The organism is Streptomyces viridiviolaceus (assembly GCF_014650995.1).
Taxonomy (GTDB): Bacteria; Actinomycetota; Actinomycetes; order Streptomycetales; family Streptomycetaceae; genus Streptomyces; species Streptomyces viridiviolaceus.
Genome location: NZ_BMWA01000058.1, coordinates 1 through 17,001 on the forward strand (window position 1 = coordinate 1; position 17,001 = coordinate 17,001).

General features: G+C 70.1%; 15 protein-coding genes and 1 pseudogene. 8 read left to right on the forward strand and 8 right to left on the reverse strand.

Features of this window, described 5'->3' with window-relative positions; genetic code table 11:
• Positions 1 to 87 precede the first annotated feature (87 nt).
• Positions 88 to 1,968 carry an amidohydrolase gene (locus IE260_RS40180; RefSeq protein ID WP_229881826.1) on the reverse strand — a complete coding sequence of 627 codons (1,881 nt, stop codon included), beginning with the start codon at positions 1,966 to 1,968 and terminating at the stop codon, positions 88 to 90.
• Between the two features lie 349 nt (positions 1,969 to 2,317).
• On the opposite strand from IE260_RS40180, the gene IE260_RS40185 reads away from it, so the two are divergent.
• The 5 genes from IE260_RS40185 to IE260_RS40205 all read left to right on the forward strand — a co-directional run bounded on the left by IE260_RS40185 (position 2,318) and on the right by IE260_RS40205 (position 6,398).
• Positions 2,318 to 3,289, forward strand: a complete 972-nt coding sequence (locus tag IE260_RS40185) for an alpha/beta hydrolase (RefSeq protein WP_189880888.1) — start codon at positions 2,318 to 2,320, stop codon at positions 3,287 to 3,289.
• Positions 3,290 to 3,325: 36 nt separating this feature from the next.
• Positions 3,326 to 4,042 carry an alpha/beta fold hydrolase gene (locus IE260_RS40190; RefSeq protein ID WP_189880889.1) on the forward strand — a complete coding sequence of 239 codons (717 nt, stop codon included), beginning with the start codon at positions 3,326 to 3,328 and terminating at the stop codon, positions 4,040 to 4,042.
• Between the two features lie 564 nt (positions 4,043 to 4,606).
• Complete coding sequence (locus IE260_RS40195; RefSeq protein WP_189880890.1) at positions 4,607 to 5,185, forward strand: Dps family protein; 579 nt, start codon at positions 4,607 to 4,609, stop codon at positions 5,183 to 5,185.
• Between the two features lie 101 nt (positions 5,186 to 5,286).
• Complete coding sequence (locus IE260_RS40200) at positions 5,287 to 6,159, forward strand: LysR family transcriptional regulator (protein WP_229881824.1); 873 nt, start codon at positions 5,287 to 5,289, stop codon at positions 6,157 to 6,159.
• A 95-nt stretch (positions 6,160 to 6,254) separates the two neighbouring features.
• On the forward strand, positions 6,255 to 6,398 hold the full coding sequence (locus tag IE260_RS40205; protein ID WP_189880891.1) for a hypothetical protein: 144 nt from the start codon (positions 6,255 to 6,257) through the stop codon (positions 6,396 to 6,398).
• A 225-nt stretch (positions 6,399 to 6,623) separates the two neighbouring features.
• Here the strand turns inward: IE260_RS40205 and IE260_RS40210 are convergent, their stop codons facing one another.
• A complete protein-coding gene (locus IE260_RS40210; RefSeq protein WP_189880892.1) occupies positions 6,624 to 6,809 on the reverse strand; it encodes a hypothetical protein in 186 nt (61 codons plus the stop codon).
• Positions 6,810 to 7,154: 345 nt separating this feature from the next.
• Here IE260_RS40210 and IE260_RS40215 point away from each other — a divergent pair, with 345 nt between their 5' ends.
• Positions 7,155 to 8,204: an AraC-like ligand-binding domain-containing protein gene (locus IE260_RS40215; protein WP_417847138.1), complete on the forward strand. Its 1,050-nt coding sequence runs from the start codon at positions 7,155 to 7,157 to the stop codon at positions 8,202 to 8,204.
• Between the two features lie 157 nt (positions 8,205 to 8,361).
• Positions 8,362 to 9,357: an alpha/beta hydrolase gene (locus tag IE260_RS40220; protein WP_189880894.1), complete on the forward strand. Its 996-nt coding sequence runs from the start codon at positions 8,362 to 8,364 to the stop codon at positions 9,355 to 9,357.
• A 1,336-nt stretch (positions 9,358 to 10,693) separates the two neighbouring features.
• On the opposite strand, the gene IE260_RS40225 is transcribed toward IE260_RS40220, so the two are convergent.
• From IE260_RS40225 to IE260_RS40250, 6 genes and pseudogenes are all read right to left on the reverse strand, one after another.
• Positions 10,694 to 11,455, reverse strand: a complete 762-nt coding sequence (locus IE260_RS40225) for a polysaccharide lyase family 7 protein (RefSeq protein ID WP_189880900.1) — start codon at positions 11,453 to 11,455, stop codon at positions 10,694 to 10,696.
• A gap of 1,059 nt (positions 11,456 to 12,514) precedes the next feature.
• Positions 12,515 to 13,006 (reverse strand): annotated as a pseudogene (locus IE260_RS43320) (cysteine/serine endopeptidase inhibitor); the annotation flags it as partial.
• Positions 13,007 to 13,229: 223 nt separating this feature from the next.
• Positions 13,230 to 13,682, reverse strand: coding sequence for a DUF5709 domain-containing protein (locus IE260_RS40235; protein ID WP_189880901.1), 453 nt, complete (start codon positions 13,680 to 13,682; stop codon positions 13,230 to 13,232).
• A 31-nt stretch (positions 13,683 to 13,713) separates the two neighbouring features.
• Complete coding sequence (locus IE260_RS40240; RefSeq protein ID WP_189880895.1) at positions 13,714 to 14,376, reverse strand: DUF4232 domain-containing protein; 663 nt, start codon at positions 14,374 to 14,376, stop codon at positions 13,714 to 13,716.
• Between the two features lie 13 nt (positions 14,377 to 14,389).
• A complete protein-coding gene (locus tag IE260_RS40245; RefSeq protein WP_189880896.1) occupies positions 14,390 to 14,890 on the reverse strand; it encodes a MaoC family dehydratase in 501 nt (166 codons plus the stop codon).
• Between the two features lie 60 nt (positions 14,891 to 14,950).
• On the reverse strand, positions 14,951 to 15,925 hold the full coding sequence (locus tag IE260_RS40250) for an SMP-30/gluconolactonase/LRE family protein (protein WP_189880897.1): 975 nt from the start codon (positions 15,923 to 15,925) through the stop codon (positions 14,951 to 14,953).
• 530 nt (positions 15,926 to 16,455) lie between these two features.
• Here IE260_RS40250 and IE260_RS40255 point away from each other — a divergent pair.
• Positions 16,456 to 16,644, forward strand: coding sequence for a hypothetical protein (locus IE260_RS40255; RefSeq protein WP_189880898.1), 189 nt, complete (start codon positions 16,456 to 16,458; stop codon positions 16,642 to 16,644).
• Positions 16,645 to 17,001: the final 357 nt, after the last annotated feature.

Below are 17,001 nucleotides of genomic sequence, written 5' to 3' on the forward strand. Positions count from 1 at the left end.
ATGAAGGGTTGCAACGATCACGGACGGTCGCCCGCGATCCGGAAGAGAAGGTCATGAGGCCAGAAAGTGCAGGCAGAACGCCTTGGCTCAGAGGGAGAAGCAGGGGTCGAAGCCCGGACTGTCGTGCTCGGAGACCAGGCCCCGGCGGGCCCGCCACTGTCGGTGCAGCTCGGACTCGGCGACGGCCTCACCCAGCAGTTCGGCCTGACGGGCACCCCGGAAGCCCGGTTCGGGAGCGGCCTGGTAGCCGCCGAAGTGCGCCACAGGGCTCCACTCGGGCGTGACCGGGGGCATGGCCTCGTCGATGCCCTCGTACTCGCGCGCGCCGTAGACGATGCGGCCGCCGACGACCGTCAGCAGGGCCTCGATGTGCGGGATCTCCTCGTCGGGCACCGCGAAGTAGTCCTCCGACAGGACGGTGAGGTCGCCGAGGAAGCCCGGACGCAGGACGCCCTTGAGATCCTGTTCCCCGGTGAGCGCGGCACCGGCCGTGGTGAACATCTCCAGCGCCGTCTCCCGGTCCACGCGGTTGTGGGGCGGGTGGATGGTCAGGTCGCCGACCGTTCGGCCGGTGATCAGCCAGTGCAGCGCGACCCACGGGTTGTACGAGGAGACGCGGGTGGCGTCGGTGCCGGCCGCAACCGTCAGCCCCCTGCCCAGCATCGCGCGGATCGGCGGGGCGTCCGCGGCGGCGCCGATCCCGTAGCGGCGCACGAACGCCTCGCCCTGGAAGGACAGCCGGTTCTGCACCGACATGGCTCCGCCGAGGGCGACGATGCGGTCGAGGCTGTCGGCGGACACGGTCTCCGCGTGGTCGAACAGCCAGCGGTTGCCGCCGGGGAAGAGGCCCTCCGCGGCGAGCTTCTCGAACACAGCCAGGTCACGGCGGATGGTCTCGTCGTACGTGGCGTGCAGGCGAAAGCCCCAGCCGTTCTCCATGAGCAGGCGCACCGCCTTCTCGAACTCCACCTCGTAGTCCGGGGCGTGCTCGGGGCGCGGCTCGGCGAAGTTCTCGAAGTCCGCCGCCGCCCAGGTGAGGTTCTCACCGGCGCCGTTCAGCCGCAGCCACTCGTCACCGTCCTCGGGCCGGACCATGCCGATCCACCGGGTCAGGTCCTCGATTTCCTGGCCCGCGGTCTGTGGGAAGAGGTGGTAGGCGATGCGCAGGGAGAGCTGCCCCTTGCGAGCCAGCTCGGTCACCGTCTCGTAGTTGTCGGGGAAGTTCTGGAATCCGCCCGCCGCGTCGATCGCCGAGGTGAGCCCGAACCGGTTCAGCTCCCGCAGGAAGTGCCGGGTCGACGCCTCCCGGTGCTCCTCATCGAGCCCCGGAGCCTTCGCCAGCGTCGAGTAGAGGATCAGGGCGCTCGGGGCTGCCAGCAGCATGCCCGTCGGCTCTCCGTCCCGGCCCCGCATGATCTGGCCACCTCGCGGGTCCGGCGTGTTCTTGTCGTAGCCGATCGCCTTGATGGCAGCACGATTGAGGATCGCCGCCTGGTACAGGTGCAGCACGAACACCGGCGTGTCGGGTGCCGCGGCGTTCAGCTCGGCGACGGTGGGCAGCCGGCGCTCGGCGAACTGCTCGACCGACCAGCCGCCCACCACCCGCACCCACTGGCCCTTGGGCGTACGGGCCGCCTGCTCGCGCAGCATGGCCAGACCCTGCCGCAGCGAGCGCACGCCGTCCCAGCGAAGCTCCAGCACGTAGTTCAGGCCACCGCGGATCACGTGGAGATGAGCGTCGTTGAGCCCGGGGATCATCCTGCGTCCGAGCGCGTCGACAACCCGGGTGGCGGGACCGACCTGGTCGGCCACGTCCTTGTCACCGCCGACGGTGGTGATGACACCGTCGCGGATGGCGATCGCCTCGGCCTGCGGGAGGCGGGGATCACCGGTGTGGATCTTGGCATTGCGGACTACGAGGTCCGCCGCTTCGTCGGTGGCGCGGGGGATCAGCCCGCCGACCGGCATCGTGGACACCTTTCGACAACCTCCTGCGGGGCGTACAGCTTGGGATTTGCGATGGGCAGTCCGAGGCCGGATGAGATTCGGCGAGGTGCACCGGGCCGGTGCTGCGGCTGCTTCGCCAGTAACGCTATGCCGGGCGGAATCGGCCAGGTTTCTGGCCAGCGCACCGAACCTTGCCCATCAGTGCACTGTCCGTGCCCCGGTGCACGGTGGGGTCAGAGTCGATGCGCAGATGTGCAATGGCCACCGTCTTCACGGGGCTAGCGTGACCGTGGAAGGCCCGGCAGATCTCCGGATCAGGTGAGGGTCGCTCCGCAGGAAACCGACACGCACATCAGTCTCAGGAGTCCTTATGTCCCACACCTACGAGCCGGTTCAGCCGGTGCTGGAGCCGGCGGCGGCCGCGTTCGCGGAGGCGACCGCCAATCCGCCCTACCTGTTCGATCTGCCGCCGGCCGAGGGCCGCAAAGCCGTGGACGAGGTGCAGTCCGGCGAGATCGCCAAGCCGGAAGTCGACGAGGAGTGGATCACCATCTCCGGCGGCCCGACGGGCAGCGTGCGGGCCCGTATCGTCAAGCCCGCCGGGGTCGAGGGCACCCTGCCCGTGATCCTCTACATCCACGGCGCCGGCTGGGTCTTCGGCAACGCCCACACCCACGACCGCCTCGTCCGCGAACTCGCCGTCGGCGCGAACGCCGCCGTGGTCTTCCCCGAGTACGACCTCTCCCCCGAGGTTCGTTACCCCGTCGCCATCGAGCAGAACTACGCCGTCGCCCGATGGATCGTCCAGCAGGGCTCGACCAAGGGCCTGGACGGCGCGCGGCTCGCCGTGGCCGGTGACTCCGTCGGCGGCAACATGAGTGCCGCGCTGACCTTGATGGCCAAGGAGCGGGGTGACGTCGCCCTGGTGCAGCAGGTGCTGTTCTACCCGGTGACCGATGCAAGCTTCGACACCGGCTCCTACCATCAGTTCGCCACCGGCTACTTCCTGCGTCGCGACGGCATGCAGTGGTTCTGGGACCAGTACACGACCGACGAGGAGCAGCGCGCGGAGATCACCGCCTCCCCGCTCCGCGCGACCACCGAGCAGCTCACCGGTCTGCCGCCGGCCTTGGTCATCACCGCCGAAGCGGACGTCCTGCGCGACGAGGGCGAGGCCTACGCCAACAAGCTCCGCCAGGCCGGCGTGCCCGTCACCGCCGTGCGCTACCAGGGCGTCATCCACGACTTCGTGATGCTCAACGCCCTGCGGGAGACCCACGCCGCCGAGGCGGCGATCACCATGGCCGCCGGCACTCTCCGCACGGCACTGCACACCCGCTGACGCGGCGCCCACACCACTGTTCCAGGGAGCACAGCCATGGTCACCACACCGACCGTCCTGCTCGTCCACGGCGCCTTCGCGGACGCCGGCAGCTGGACCGGCGTCATCGCGGAGCTGCAGAACCACGGCATCCCCGTCGTGGCGCCGCCGAACCCCCTGCGGGGCCTGGCCTCCGACGCCGCATACATCGCATCGCAGGCTGCCCAGATCGACGGCCCGGTCGTCCTGGTCGGCCACTCGTACGGCGGGGCGGTCATCACCGTGGCGGGCGCCGCAAAGAACGTGGTGGGCCTGGTCTACGTCGCGGCCTACATTCCCGAGGAGGGCGAGAGCCTCGGCGAGCTGCAGGGACGCTTCCCCCTGTCGCCGCTGGTCAGCAACCTCACAGAGAAGACGTACCCGGTAGACGGCGGGGACGCCGCTGTCGAGGTCACGATCAAGCCCGAGGCGTACCCGGCCATCTTCGCCGCCGACGTCCCTGCCGCCGTCACAAAGGTCCTGGCGGCGGCACAGCGTCCGCTGGCCGCCTCGACGTTCACGGAGACCGCGTCGGTCGCGGCGTGGAGGACCAAGCCTTCGTGGGCCGTCGTGGCGGGCGCGGACGAGGCGATCAACCCGGAAGTGGAACGCTTCGGTGCGAGGCGGGCCGGAGCCACGGTCGTCGAAGTCGAGGGTGCCTCCCACGCCGTCGCCGTCTCCCGGCCCAAGGAAGTCGCCGAGCTGATCCGCGACGCGGTGCGCGCGACGAGCTGACGCAGCCGTAGCCGGCAGCCCACGCGAAGGCCGCGCGGTCCAGAAGGGGCCGCGCGGCCTTCGCGTGGGGTCAATCCGCCTCCGGCGCGTGCTGACCACCGCGACCAGGTTTCCGAGAGACCACCGGAGACGAGCGTGAGGGACGGGGACCATGAGGCCGGCAGTACGCCGAACGGGGCGTGGGCTCGGCCACCGCCGAGGGAGCGGGACTGGCTGCCTACGCGAACCACCAGGTCCAGCCCGTCTCGGCCAGGGGCCCTGCGACGTACTCGCCGTCCGTTCCCGGCCCGGCGACCACCACATCCGTCTGCTCGTCCACATTCATCACCGCTCCTCATCCTGGCGGCCTGCCCAGGCGTTGCAGCCCGCCGGAGTCGCGGACGCCGGAAAGCGGCGGGAGTCCACGAGCACACGGGCGCTTGCACGCGAGCGACGGTTCGTTGTGACGCCGGCGGCCATGCACTGACGGGCACTGGCGCATGCGCTATCGGGCAAGAGCGTCTCGGAGGTGCCGCCTAGTGTCGCTTGCGTACACCAGGCACCGCAAACCGCAGGAGGCACAACATGACCGCCAACTCCGCTCACACGAGCGGCAGTCAGCCGTGGCTGCACCAGAAGGGCGAGGTCATCCAGGAATTCGGGACCGTCAAACAGTTCCCGCTCGGTCTCTCCTACGAGGCCCGCATGTACTCCTGCCAGCGCCTGAACAAGGTCCTTGCGGACACGCAGATCCTGTACGGCCTCTACAAGAAGCACCACTGGCTGATGCGCGGCGCGACCTTCTACCAGCTGCACCTGGTGCTGGACAAGCACGCGGGTGAGCAGCTTGAACTCATCGATACCCTCGCGGAACGCGTGCAGTCCCTCGGCGGTGTCGCGGTGGGCGACCCCCGGCACGTCGCCGAGATCACGTCCATCCCGCGGCCCCCGGACGGCGTGGAGGAGGTCCCGGCGATGCTGTCGCGGCTGCTGGAAGCCCACGAGACGATCCTCATCGAGGCCCACGACGCCGCCGCCCGCACCGCCGAACTGGGTGACGACGGCACGAACGACCTGTTCGTCTCGCAGGTGATCAGGACCGGCGAACTGCAGTCGTGGTTCCTGGCCGAGCACCTGGTCGACACGCCCCTCGTCCGCTCCTGAAGCCACGGCGACGGCGCCTGCACCACTGTCCGTTCCGGCATACGATGCGGCGGTGAGCGGTCGTCTTCGCACCGGGCGGAGCGCTGCGTGAGCGGGAGCGGATGATGGATCTGCGGCAGATGGAGGTCATCGTCGCGGTGGCCGACACCGGTGGCTTCACAGCGGCGGCGCGGCGCCTGCACGTGGTGCAGTCCGCGGTGTCGGGCACCGTCCGGTCCCTGGAACGTGAACTGGGCACTCCCCTCTTCGACCGCACCACCCACCGCGTCGCGCTGACCCCGGCCGGTGAAGCCTTCGTCCCCGCCGCCCGAGCCACCCTCCGAGCCGCCGAACTGGCCCGGGACGCCGTCGAGGCCGTGAAGGGGCAGTTGCACGGGCGCATCACTGTCGGAACCATGCAAGGCGTATGGGCGGGACTGCACCACGCCCTGGCCGCGTTACGGACGGAGCATCCGGGCGTAGTGGTCCAGCTGCGTCAGGCGGCGGTCGCCGACATCCGCCAGGCACTGCGCGACGGCACCGTGGATCTGGCGGTCGTGGCACTCGACCGGCAGCAGCAACGCGGGCTGATCACACGCCTGTTGTCCCGCGAGGACATGGTGCTGGTGACGTCGCCTCGTCGCGATGTCCCCGGGACGACGCCGGACAACGAGGTCGACCTCGCCGACGTCGCGCAGGTGCCCCTGGTGGACTTCTCACCGGGCTGGGCCATCCGCTACGCAGTCGACCGGGCTTTCCGCGCCGCCGGCGTCGAACACACCACAACGTTCGAGGTGAACGACATCGTCGCCGCAGCCGAACTGGTGCGCAACGACCTGGGCGTCTGCATCATGCCCAGGTCGATCGCGGACCGGTTCCCCGACCTCGACCAGCACCCGTTCCGCCGACACGCCCCAAGTTGGAAGATCATGGTTGTGCGGCCACCCGGGGAGGCACCCCCGGCAGTCGCCGCACTGCTGAACCACATCGCCTGACCCGCTGCCGGCATGCAGGCAGCGGGTCGGGCGGATCTGCACGGATCGCCGGTGGGGCACCGACCCACGAGGACCTGCGCGGTCAGCCCGGCCATGTGAACCAGCCGAACGCAGTGCCGCCACGCCGCGTCACCAGGCTCAGTTGGAACCTGACGGCCGACGAAGTCGAACAGGCCGGGCTGAGCGATCTCGCCCACGCCTGCTGTGACCAGACCGCCACCTGCGAGCCCGCCTCCTGACCCACCTGAAGCAGTGCCTCCTCCCGCGGTCAGGCCCGCCCCACCGCCGCGGCCCCTGCCCGGCACCCAGTGACCTGACGAGCCGCGGACCGGTGTCCCGCGATGGCCGCGGCCACCGGCATTTCCCAGTCGACTGCCTCGCGGATCCGGCGAGCCTTGGCCCTGCCCCCGCACCGGTGGACCGGTCCCAGCCGTGCTGCCGATGGTGCCAGGCGTTCCCGTACGTCACAGCCATGCGTGGCCGCCGGCACCACCGTGCTCTTCGCAGCTTCGGAGGTCGGCCCGGGGATCGGCGCCTTGGGCCGACGGCACCGGCCCGTCGAGGTCAGGAAGTTCCTCACCAAGCCCTTCGAGCGCGACATCCGGCCGACTCACCGATCGAAACGAGACGATTCTCTGACTCAGGTCCATCAGGAGGCCCTACCTTGGGCATGGATGTTCGGGGCTCCTGCCGGTGCACGAGCTCGTTGGTCCGGTATGACGGCACTCCTCCTCTTCGGCCGCCTGCTCTCCCGGTACCTGAGCCCTCTCATGCTGCCGTCTCCGCTCACGCGATTTCTGCCTGCGGTTCTGCCTGGGCTCGTCAGCCGTCCGCTGCTTGGCTGTTCCTGCGGGTAGGAACCGGGCCTCGCCGAAGCGGCACGGTTGCGCTCCAGCGAGGTCGCTGCCCGTACGAGGAAACGTCCGGTCCCTGCCGGTCACCGGTTGTTCCCGTCCCTCGCAGTCTTCAGACATTTGCCTTGAGCGGAGAGCAACTTGAGCATGGTGTTGACGACCGCTTCCGTACCGGACCGGGACAAGGTCGCGTACTGGAACGAGGCGGTGAGCAGGACGCTGGTACCGATGACGGTCGCCCCGCTGGGCGACGGCCCGTTCGATGGCCGGATCGCCACCCACCGCCTCGGATATCTGCAGATCTCCACCCTGGAAGCCGACGCGGAACGAGTCAGCCGCACTCCGGCATTGATCACCCGATCGCCCGAGGCGCTGGTGGCGGTCGGGGTCCAGATATCCGGCACGGCCACCTTCGTCCAGGACGGCCGACGGGCGAAGATGCACGCAGGAGACCTGGTGTTGTACGACACGACACGGCCGTACTCCTTCGAGTATCCGCGGCGGTTCGCTGCACACGTCTTCCAACTGCCTCGCCGCGCACTGGGCGTGCCGGACAGCGATATCCGCCGGGTGACGGGTGATGCCATCGGCACGGAGGACGGCCTCGGCGCGATGCTCCTCCCGTTCCTGGCGAACCTTGCCTCCTCGGCCGACAGCTACCCCGCGGCCGTCGCGAACCGGCTCGCCGGCAACGTCGTGGAGTTGTTCGCCACTCTCATCGCCGAGCGGGCCCACACCGGCGGCGCCGCTGCGGACACCGCCCGCGGCCACCTGGTGCTTCAGGTCCGCGAACACATCGACCGCAACCTGGGTGACCCGGCTCTGTCGCCGGAAAGCATCGCCCGGACGCTCCGGATCTCCATCCGGTATCTGCACCGGCTGTTCGAGGACGAGGAGACCACCGTCGCCCGGCTCATCCAGCAACGGCGCCTGGAGGAGTGCAGCCGGGAACTGGCCCGCCGTGCCAGGACAGCCCCCACCGTGTCCTCGGTGGCCCAGCGGTGGGGTTTCGTCAGTCCCGCCCACTTCAGCCGTGCGTTCCGTGCCGCCTACGGCGTCTCTCCTCGTGAATGGCGTAGCCTGCGCACCGCCCAGGACCAGGACGGGGAGCGGCTCCCCGTCGACATGCCGACGCCGTCGACCGCGGTGACCGGCCAACCGGGGGCTGCCCTCCTTTACTCCGGGGAGTAATGTGCCGTCGGAGCCGTGAGCGCCTGCCCCCCATGCCCGCGCCGACAACGCCCGGTGCCGACGGCCGCGCCATCACTTTCCCTCGTCCCGGTCGGGCACCTGGTGTCCCGCCCCGATGTCTCGCCTCACCCCCTACGCTTTCTCGGCTGGAGACCGTATGACCGACTTCGTCCCCGTGTCCGCTTTCCGTACCGTTCTGGACGAGCCCAGCCGAGCGTTCGTGAACAAATACACCCCCCAGTCGTCGGAACACCCCCCGGACCCGGACCAGGCCAGGCTCGACCTGTCCCGTCTCCAGGCACAGGGCGGCAATGACCACCTCGACGACGAAGCCACCTCTGCACAGTGGTTCACCTTGCCGGGCGGGCCGACCGGTCACGTACGGGTGCAGGTGGTCAGGCCCGCCGACAGCGTCGGAAGGGTTCCCGTCGTGCTGTTCCTGCACGGGTTGGGCTGGGTCCTGGGTGATGCCGGCACCCATGAGCGTTTGGTGCGCGCGTTCGCCCTCGGGACGGACGCGGCCGTTGTCTTCGTCGAGTACCAGCGCGCCCCGGAGGCCCAGTACCCGGTCGCCGTGGAACAGTGCTACGCGGTCGCGAGGTGGATCTCCGAGCGAGGCGGCGAGATCGGTCTGGACGGGAGCCGGATGGCCGCCGTGGGTGACTCGGCCGGTGGCAATCTGGTGGCGGCGCTGACCTTGCTCGCCAAAGAGCGCGGCGACGTGCGGCTGGTGCAGCAGGTGCTGCTCTGTCCGGTCACCGACGCCGACTTCGACACCCCTTCGTACCGGGAGTTCGCCACGGGATACTTTCTCGGCCGCGAGACCATGCGCTGGTTCTGGGACCAGTACCTGCCCGACGTGCGACAGCGGGGCGTGGCCACCGCGTCACCGCTGCGGGCGACCGTGGAGCAATTGTCCGGACTCCCCCCGGCACTGGTGGTCACCAGCGAGGCCGACGTGGTGCGCGACGAGGGCGAGGCCTACGCGGCGAAGCTCCGTGCGGCCGGCGTGGCGGTGGTCTCCATGCGCTACCACGGCACCATCCACGACTTCATGGTCCTCGATCCGCTGTGCGACACCGAAACCTCCCGCGCAGCCCTCGTTCAGGCCCTCGACACCGTGCACGTCGCTCTGCACCGGCATTCTGGCTGACTCCCCCGGAACCGCGCACGGCACCTCTCTCCGCCGGGCATCGTTTCGGCGCCGCGTCCTGTCCACTCCGCACAGCAGGGCATCGCTACACGGACGGCCGCCCTTCAGAAGGCTGAGCGCGGACAGGTGACAGCGGTGGACTTCCGCACCGGGCCGGGAGCGAGACCAGGAGCTTCTGTGCCTTCTTCAGACAACGCTGTCGGCCGTGCCTCAAGGTCAAAGGCCTGGTTCAGGCAGGAGCGGGCTTCCGCGTCTTCTCCGCATCGCGCTCGGCGGCCTCACCCGACTGCTTCGGGGTGATGTGGTCGGGACCGAGTGCATGGGCCGTGTGGGCACGGGTCATGCCGGCGACGTGCCCGCTGACCGGACGGTCCGGAGCGTCGAGGGAGGCGATGACGCGCTCGTGCCGGGCCGGACTTCTCGGCGGCCGCCTGGGCCTCGCCGGATTTCCGGTGTGCGACTGCCGCATGCGTCAAGGCCGGGGCCCGCTACGGAACATGTCCGGCGCGGCGGCGGCCTGGGGGTGTGCTCACCCTTGTGCGCGGCGCTGTGCAACGCCGCATGCCAGGCGGGGGCTCCTCCGGAGTCGTGCTCGGGCGTGCTCGACGTTCTCCGAGGCGACCAGACGCTGCCAGGAGGACGGCGGAGCCCCGTACCTGGGCTGGTACCAGCGCCCGGTGACCTGAGCCGTTTCCGGCAGCCCGGCTCCGCCTCTCGGAACGGCCGTACGCGGGCGAACAGCCGTAGTGAGCCGTGCGGTTGACGGCGACCGGTGATGGTGACCTGAAGCACTCCGGCTTCGACCAGCTCCTCCATCACTTCCTCGGCCTCGAAGCTTCCTGTCCCGGTCAGTGCCGAGCCGTACGCGACGGTCAGGTCCGGCCAGGGGACGAGGCTCAGCAACCGCAGCATCCGTGCGGCCTGGCCGCTCAGCTTTCGGCAGGACAGCTCGAACGCCGCCGCCACCCGCACGTCACCTGCTGCCGGGGCACACAGGCGACGGACCGGGTGGTCGGCACTGCAGCCGGAGCGCACCGTCAGCCAGTCACCCACCACATGCAGGGCGAACGACAGTCCGCACAGCCCCGCGACCCCGGGCCACGACTGCGGGTTCCGCCACGCCCGGTGACCGCACGCCCGGCCGCGTACTCCTGCGCCAGTCGGCGATCCGCGAACACGACCCGGCTGCGGCCGCAGGCGCGGTCACCGAGGCGGCGGCGCCGTAGCCGTCAGGGTCCGGGACATGGGCGAGCCGCTTCCCTGTGCGTGAACCGGAGTGATGTCGGCCGGCGCGGCCTTCGACGAGAGCGCGCGCCGGCCTCGGGGCCCTTCGGTGTCAACTGTGGGACACGGTCAGCGCGGAGAACGCGACCTTGGCGCCCTTCGTGCTGCTGCCCGACGCCGACTGGTTGTAAGCGCCGGCTTTGAAGTACTGCTTGTAGGACTTGAAGGAGTCGGCGATCGGATAGTGGGTGGTACTGCCGTTGACCGTGATGTCGATGGTGTCGCCCCCCGAGACGCCGATGGTGTAGCTCCATTGCTCGCCGAGCGGCACGTGCCCCACCGTGTGCTCCGTCTGACCGCCGGCCGGGGAGTTCTCCGTGCCGAGGACGATGTCGCCGTTGGCACGGTAGTAGAGCTCGAGGAGCGGTTTGGTGGACGAGCCGCCCTCGCCCAGGTGGATCTGTCCGACGCACACGCTGGACGGTACGGAGAGCACCCGCAGGGTCGCGCTCATCCGGTGGGTGCCCTCGAGCGGCCAGTTCGCACTGCCGCCGTTCGGGTCCATCTCACGGAGTTCGGAGCGGGGGTACTTGGAGTTGGGAGTGGTGACGCCCTGCTCGGGCGACCAGAAGATCAGCGACCCGTCGCTGTCGGTGAAGAAGTAGTCGTCCCGGTAACCGCTCCGGAGCTGCTCCGAGGAGACGGTGGTCGGCGACCCCGGCGAACCGACAGGTAGCTGAAGCTGCCAGATGGACAGGTCGATACCGCCGACCGCGGCTACCTTGGGCTTCGCCGTGCTCGTCACGCCCTTCTCACCCGTGCCGCCGCCCGAGGAGGCGGCGGACGGTGTCGGCGTGCCGGTGCCGCCCGTCACGAGTCCCGTGACCGGGGGCGCGGCGAAGCGCCCGTCGGGACTGGTGGTGGTGACGGAGTTGAAGGTCTTCAGGAACTGGTAGTCGCTCTGCTCGGTGCCACTGCAGGTCTTGGAGAGCCGGCCGGGCTCCGGGCATGCCCGGTCGCGGCCCACTGCCCAGAACGACAGCTGCCGGATACCCTTCTCGACCGCGAACTTCGCCAGCCTGTCCGCGTCCTCCGTGGTGAACACCTCGCCCGGGGTGTCGTTCACCCCGATCATCGGCGTGTTCCCCTGCATGGCCCACAGCTCCTCGGACGACTTCGACGGCCAGATCCCGCCCAGTTGGCCATGCAGGGCCGTGGCCGCGTCGATGGCGGCCTGGCCCATGTCGTCGACCTCGGAGCCGTAGTCCATCGTCATGATGTTCACCAGCGACACGCGCAGTCCCACGCTCTCCGCGTCGCGCAGCAGGGCCATACCACCTGCGTCCAGGCCGTTCGTCCCGGACGGCAGCGTGAACTGCACGTCCAGCGCGCGCCCCGCCTTCTCGGCCTCCTGCTGCAGCGCGGCCAGAGCCTGATTGCGACGGTGGTTGGCCTCGCTGTCGGCCAGCGCCGCGCCCTCGATGTCGAAGTCGAGCCGGGACAGGTCGAGCGTGTCCACCACCGTGCGGTACTGCTCCTGCAGGGCCGTGACCGAATCACAGCCCTGGCCCAGTTCGGTACCCGACGCGCCGCCGAACGAGGCGATGACGTCCCCGCCCGCGTCGCGCAGCGCCCGGACCGCCGACAGCCATTCCTCGTCGGCCACGGGGGTCGTCCCGTTGAACGTGGCCTCGCAGCCGCCACCGTCCAGGACGAAGGCGAGTGTGGCGTGGCGGAGCCCGGCCTGCCGCGCCTTCTCGAGCTCCGAGGGTGATGCCCAGGTCTCGACATAGGGCGCCGCGTAGCGCGCGGGCCACCCCGCCCCGCCGGCCGCCGCCACACCGGCGGTCTCCGGCTGCCCGGTGGCGGACGGGGCCTCGATGGCCTCACCGCTGTCGGTGACGAACTTCCAGGTGATGCCCTTGACCAGGCCCTTGTCCAGCGGTGCCAGCTTCTGGAAAGCGCTCTGGCTCAGATCCAGGTGGTCGGAAGCGCAAGAGGGGCACATGTCCTTGACCGGGACCGTGATCGTCTTGCCCTCGTAGGTCACCTGGACCTCGACGCCGTCACAGAGGCGGTCCTCATTGGGATTGGCCGAGGTCCACCACTCGTGGGAGACGGCGACCAGGTCTTCGGTCGCCGCGTCGATCTGGCTCCCGCACGCGCCGAAGCCCTTGTCGTTGTAGTAGGTCATCTGACCGGTGATGGTCTCGTTACTGACCATGCCGTCGGCCAGTGCGAGCGACACACCGCCCAGGACGACGGTCACCAGGGCGACGGCACCGCCCGCGACGGTCCGGTTCGGGACAGGCACGCAATCTCCCGATTGGTCTCGTGTGGTCGTGGATCGGCCTGCGGTGGTGGCCCGCGGCCCTGCCCGACGGCCCGGAGTGTGCCAGGGCGGACGCCGCGCTGGGCCGATCATGGGAGGTGCGGACGGAGTGTGTCAGCGACCGGACGGGGCGTCTGCCCGACGAGCCACTGACTCCGCCTCTTCGGCCACGAGAACCGGCGTCTGCATGACGCGGACGCGAACAACGGACGATGTGCGGAAGACAGCAACGGTGCAGGTGTCCGGGCGTCCGGCGTGCGAACGCGGTCCGGCCCGGCTGCGCGCGGCAGCCGGGCCGGAGGGTAGGTTCCCGGGATCAGTAGGATCCGGACTCGGGTATCACATGCATGGCGGCCTCTTCCGCGGACGCCCCCGCTCCGTCCAACCCCACGTCGGAGGCGAACAGGTCGGTCTCCGGGTCGTCCGGGGCGCTGCGGTCGGCGGCGACGAGCCGGCCGGCCCGCAGGTCACCGACCTCGGCGTCGATGAGCTCTCCGTCCGTGTCCCAGGTGTCGCCGATACCGTCCCCCTCCGGAAGACCGATGTCGGGCACTTCCTCGGCCAGACGCTCGTCCAGTGTCTCGCCCCGCAGCCGCTCGGCCGCCGTCACTCCGGTGTGCTCCACGCCCCACGGCCTGTCCGGCGGTGAGTAGCCCTCGTCGAGAGCCTCCCTGCCCGCCCGGTAGTCCAGCGTGTCGGAGGCATCCAGCAGCCCTGTGTCGTCCTGCGTCTCCGCACCGTCCGGCTGGTAGACCTCGTCGCCGGTCATCTCGTCAGTCACGCGTGGCTCCTCCTCTTCATCAGGTGCCGTCGCCCGGGCGGAGGGGGCCCAGCCGGGGCACGGACGCCTTTCCCGTGTTGGACACCTCGCCGCCGGCCCAGCGCACCGAGAGCGCAGCCGTCTCGTCGGGCGGGGTGACGCGGAGCGCGGCCGGGGTCACCGTGGTGACCCCGGTGAGCGCCGGGTTGGTGTAGGTCAGCGCCGACCAGGCGCTGGCTCCCGGTGCGAGTGTCACCGTCCGCCGTTCCTCGTCGGTGGCACGTTCCGGGTCGGGGGTGACGGCCTCGCCGGCTCCGTTGACGAACTCGACGCCGGGGAAGCCGTGCACCGTGCAGGTGCGACGGGAGCCGTTGGTCAGGACGAGCGCGAAGTTGGACTGCCCTGCGCCGGGCCGGTTGGCACCGACGGACGCGCTGAGCTCGGACGTGTGGCAGCGCCCCTGCGCGGCGGACGCGGTGGAGGTTGCGGTCGCCGAGCCCGCGACGGGCGAGGAGGCCGGTGCCGGCCGACCGGACGGCCCGGTGGTGCCGCTGTCGGCGGGGCTGCCGGTCGACTCCCCCGTTGAGGGTGCCGTGACCGCGGACGGGTCGTCTCCGGCGGAGTTCTCCGTGTCCTGGCCGGAGCACCCGGCCAGGACGGCGCAGCAGGCCAGTGCGGCGGGCAGGAGCAGGTAGCGCCTCATGACGGACTCGGCCTCACTGACGCCGCAGCAGGTACTTGTGCTGCCCGGACAGCACCAGTTCGCCGCGTTGGTTGTGGATGGTCGCGGACGTGGTGACGACACCGTTGTCGCCCTGCGGTTCCAGAGCGGTGATGGTCAGGGCCGGGTAAAGGGTGTCACCGGAGTGCACCTCAGCGAGGAAGGTGCAGGACAGTTCCAGGAAACTGACGAAGACCTCGCCGATGACGTGGGGGAACAAGGTGGCTCCCGGCGCGGTGAAGGCGAGCACCTGGAGGCCGTGCACCACGGGGGCGGAGTGGCCGTGCCGTCGGGCCCACTCGGCGTCGTAGTGCACGGGGTGGTTGTCCGCGGACACCGTCTGGAAAGCGGCGGCATGGGCGTCGGTCAGTGTGCGGCTGGGCGCGCGGAAGACCTCGCCGACGCGCAGGTCCTCGAACGTCCGGGCCGGGACGACCAGGAACGCCTCGGGGTCGAAGTCCGTCGACGCGGGTGCCTCGGTGGGGGGCTGAGTCATGGAGCTGTCCTCTCGTGCGAGGGGTGACCCTGCCGCCCCTCGATGCGGCAGGGTTCCCGGCTACTTGCCCGGAACGATGCGGGCAGTCAGGAGGTTGGGATCCTCGTTGGTGAAGTAGGCGCCGCTGGCGATGTAGGCGGTGCGGCCCCGTACGGCGAGCGAAGTGGGGTTCTGCAGACCGTCTGTGCCGGTCAGCACCACCCGGTGGCTGCCGTCGGGCCTGACCCGCGCCACCTCGTTGTCGGCGTTGATCGCCGCCAGGAGGGTGTCGCCCTGTCCGGTGAAAGCGAAGTCGTCGATGTTGACCAGGCCGGTGGCGCGGGTCTGAACCGGACCGGCGGTGCCGCGTCGGGTGAGCGGGATGCGCAGTACGGTGCCCTGGTCGAGGTTGGAGACCCAGACGGCACCGTTGTGCACCTTGACGCCATTGGCTCCCAGGAACCCGGCGGCATCCAGCTCGGGCGCGTCGGCCCAGCGCGTGGCCTCACCCCCGGAGAGCGGCACCCGCCACACCGTGCCGAGGACCGAGTCGGCGGCGTACAGGGTGCCCGACCGCTCGTCCAGTGCCAGGCCGTTGGGCAGGCCGTCCGCCGGCAGCGCGGCGATGCGCTGCGGATCACTGCCCGGGCGCAGACGCCACAGGCCGGTGAGATCGGCGCTGCCAGTGGCGTACAGGAAGTACAGGGTGCCGTCGTGGGCTCGGACGATGCCTCCGAGGAATGGTGAGGACAGCGCAGGGGTGACCGAGCCGGCCGGGGGCTCGGGCAGGGTGGCCAGGACGGTGACGGAGCCGTCGGGGCTGATCCGTGCGACCTGGCGGCTGTAGGCGAAGGTGACAACGGCGCTGCCGCCGGGCTCCAGGGTGATGTTCTCCGGACGCTGCCCGTCGGTCATGTCCAAGTGCGCCATGAAGCGCACGGTGTTGTGCGATGTGGCGGAGGCCGTAGCCGCGGGACCTACCGCGGTCATGGCAAGGGCCGCCGCCACGGCCGAGGCCAGGAGGCCGGTGCCGGTTCTCGTCAGGGCTCTGTGCATGTGCGTGCTTCTCTCTTCCTTCACGCATATCTGTCAGTGGTCGGTCGCACGGTGAGAGCGCAACCGCACCGGCAACGGCCCGAACGGCTACGGCAGATGTCCCGCGGCCGGCTGCGGGATCGCCGTGTCCGGTCCGGACGTCGCCGGCAGGCCGGTACCGAGCAGCGGGTGCGGGTCGGTGTCGGGGTGGGGAGCGGGGTTCGTGATGCGCGATCCGTGCGCCGGATGTGCCGGTTCCGCGTCCAACGCAAGGCACGTGGAACACAGCCAGCCTAAGGGCCGCCGCCGCACTCCTGTTGCCTCTGCGCGCCCCGGCTCTTTGCTCTGCGCGCCGTACCCCCGGCCACACCTGCCTCGGAGGGCAGGTCACCGGGCCGCAGGGGCACGGTTCCGGTCCCGGCTTGGACTACTTGGGGTAACAAGATCATCATGCGGAACGGAGCTGCAAGCGACGCCCGGAGGCTCCACCCCCTGCCCGTTGACTGCCGACGTCCTGATCGACGTGCGGCACACGTACGTCCGGAGTTGCCATGCAGGCATCGCCCGCATCCCATGTCCCGCTCGCCACGGCGCGCGAGGAATACCTGTCCCACCAGCAGTACTGCCGCCAGTGCAACGCACATGGTGTCCCCTGCCCCGCGGCCAAGCACCTGCGACGCGTCTACAACAACGCGGCCAGGGCCGCCGCCTCCGCCCCGTCGGGTCGTTCCGGAGCCTGACCACGCGGTGTGGCCCCGGCTCGGTGCCGCGCGACCACCGACCGGCCCCTCGGCCTACCGGACGTGCTTCCACAGACAAGGGCACGTGCGTTCCTTGGCAAGAACGTCGGGTCGACGGACATTACGGTCCAGGAGAGGCATGACGCCACTCTGTCCACCGGACGCGGAGGCCGACGTGACTCGAACTCTCATCTGTTCGCCTCTGCCAAGGGAATCACACGTGTCGCAAGCGAAGTCGACTGACATCGGAACTCAGTTCGGCGTCTTCACCGTCGGTGATGTCACGCCGGACCCGACCACGGGCCGGACGCCGACCGAACGTGAGCGCATCAAGGCCATGGTCGCCATCGCGCTGAA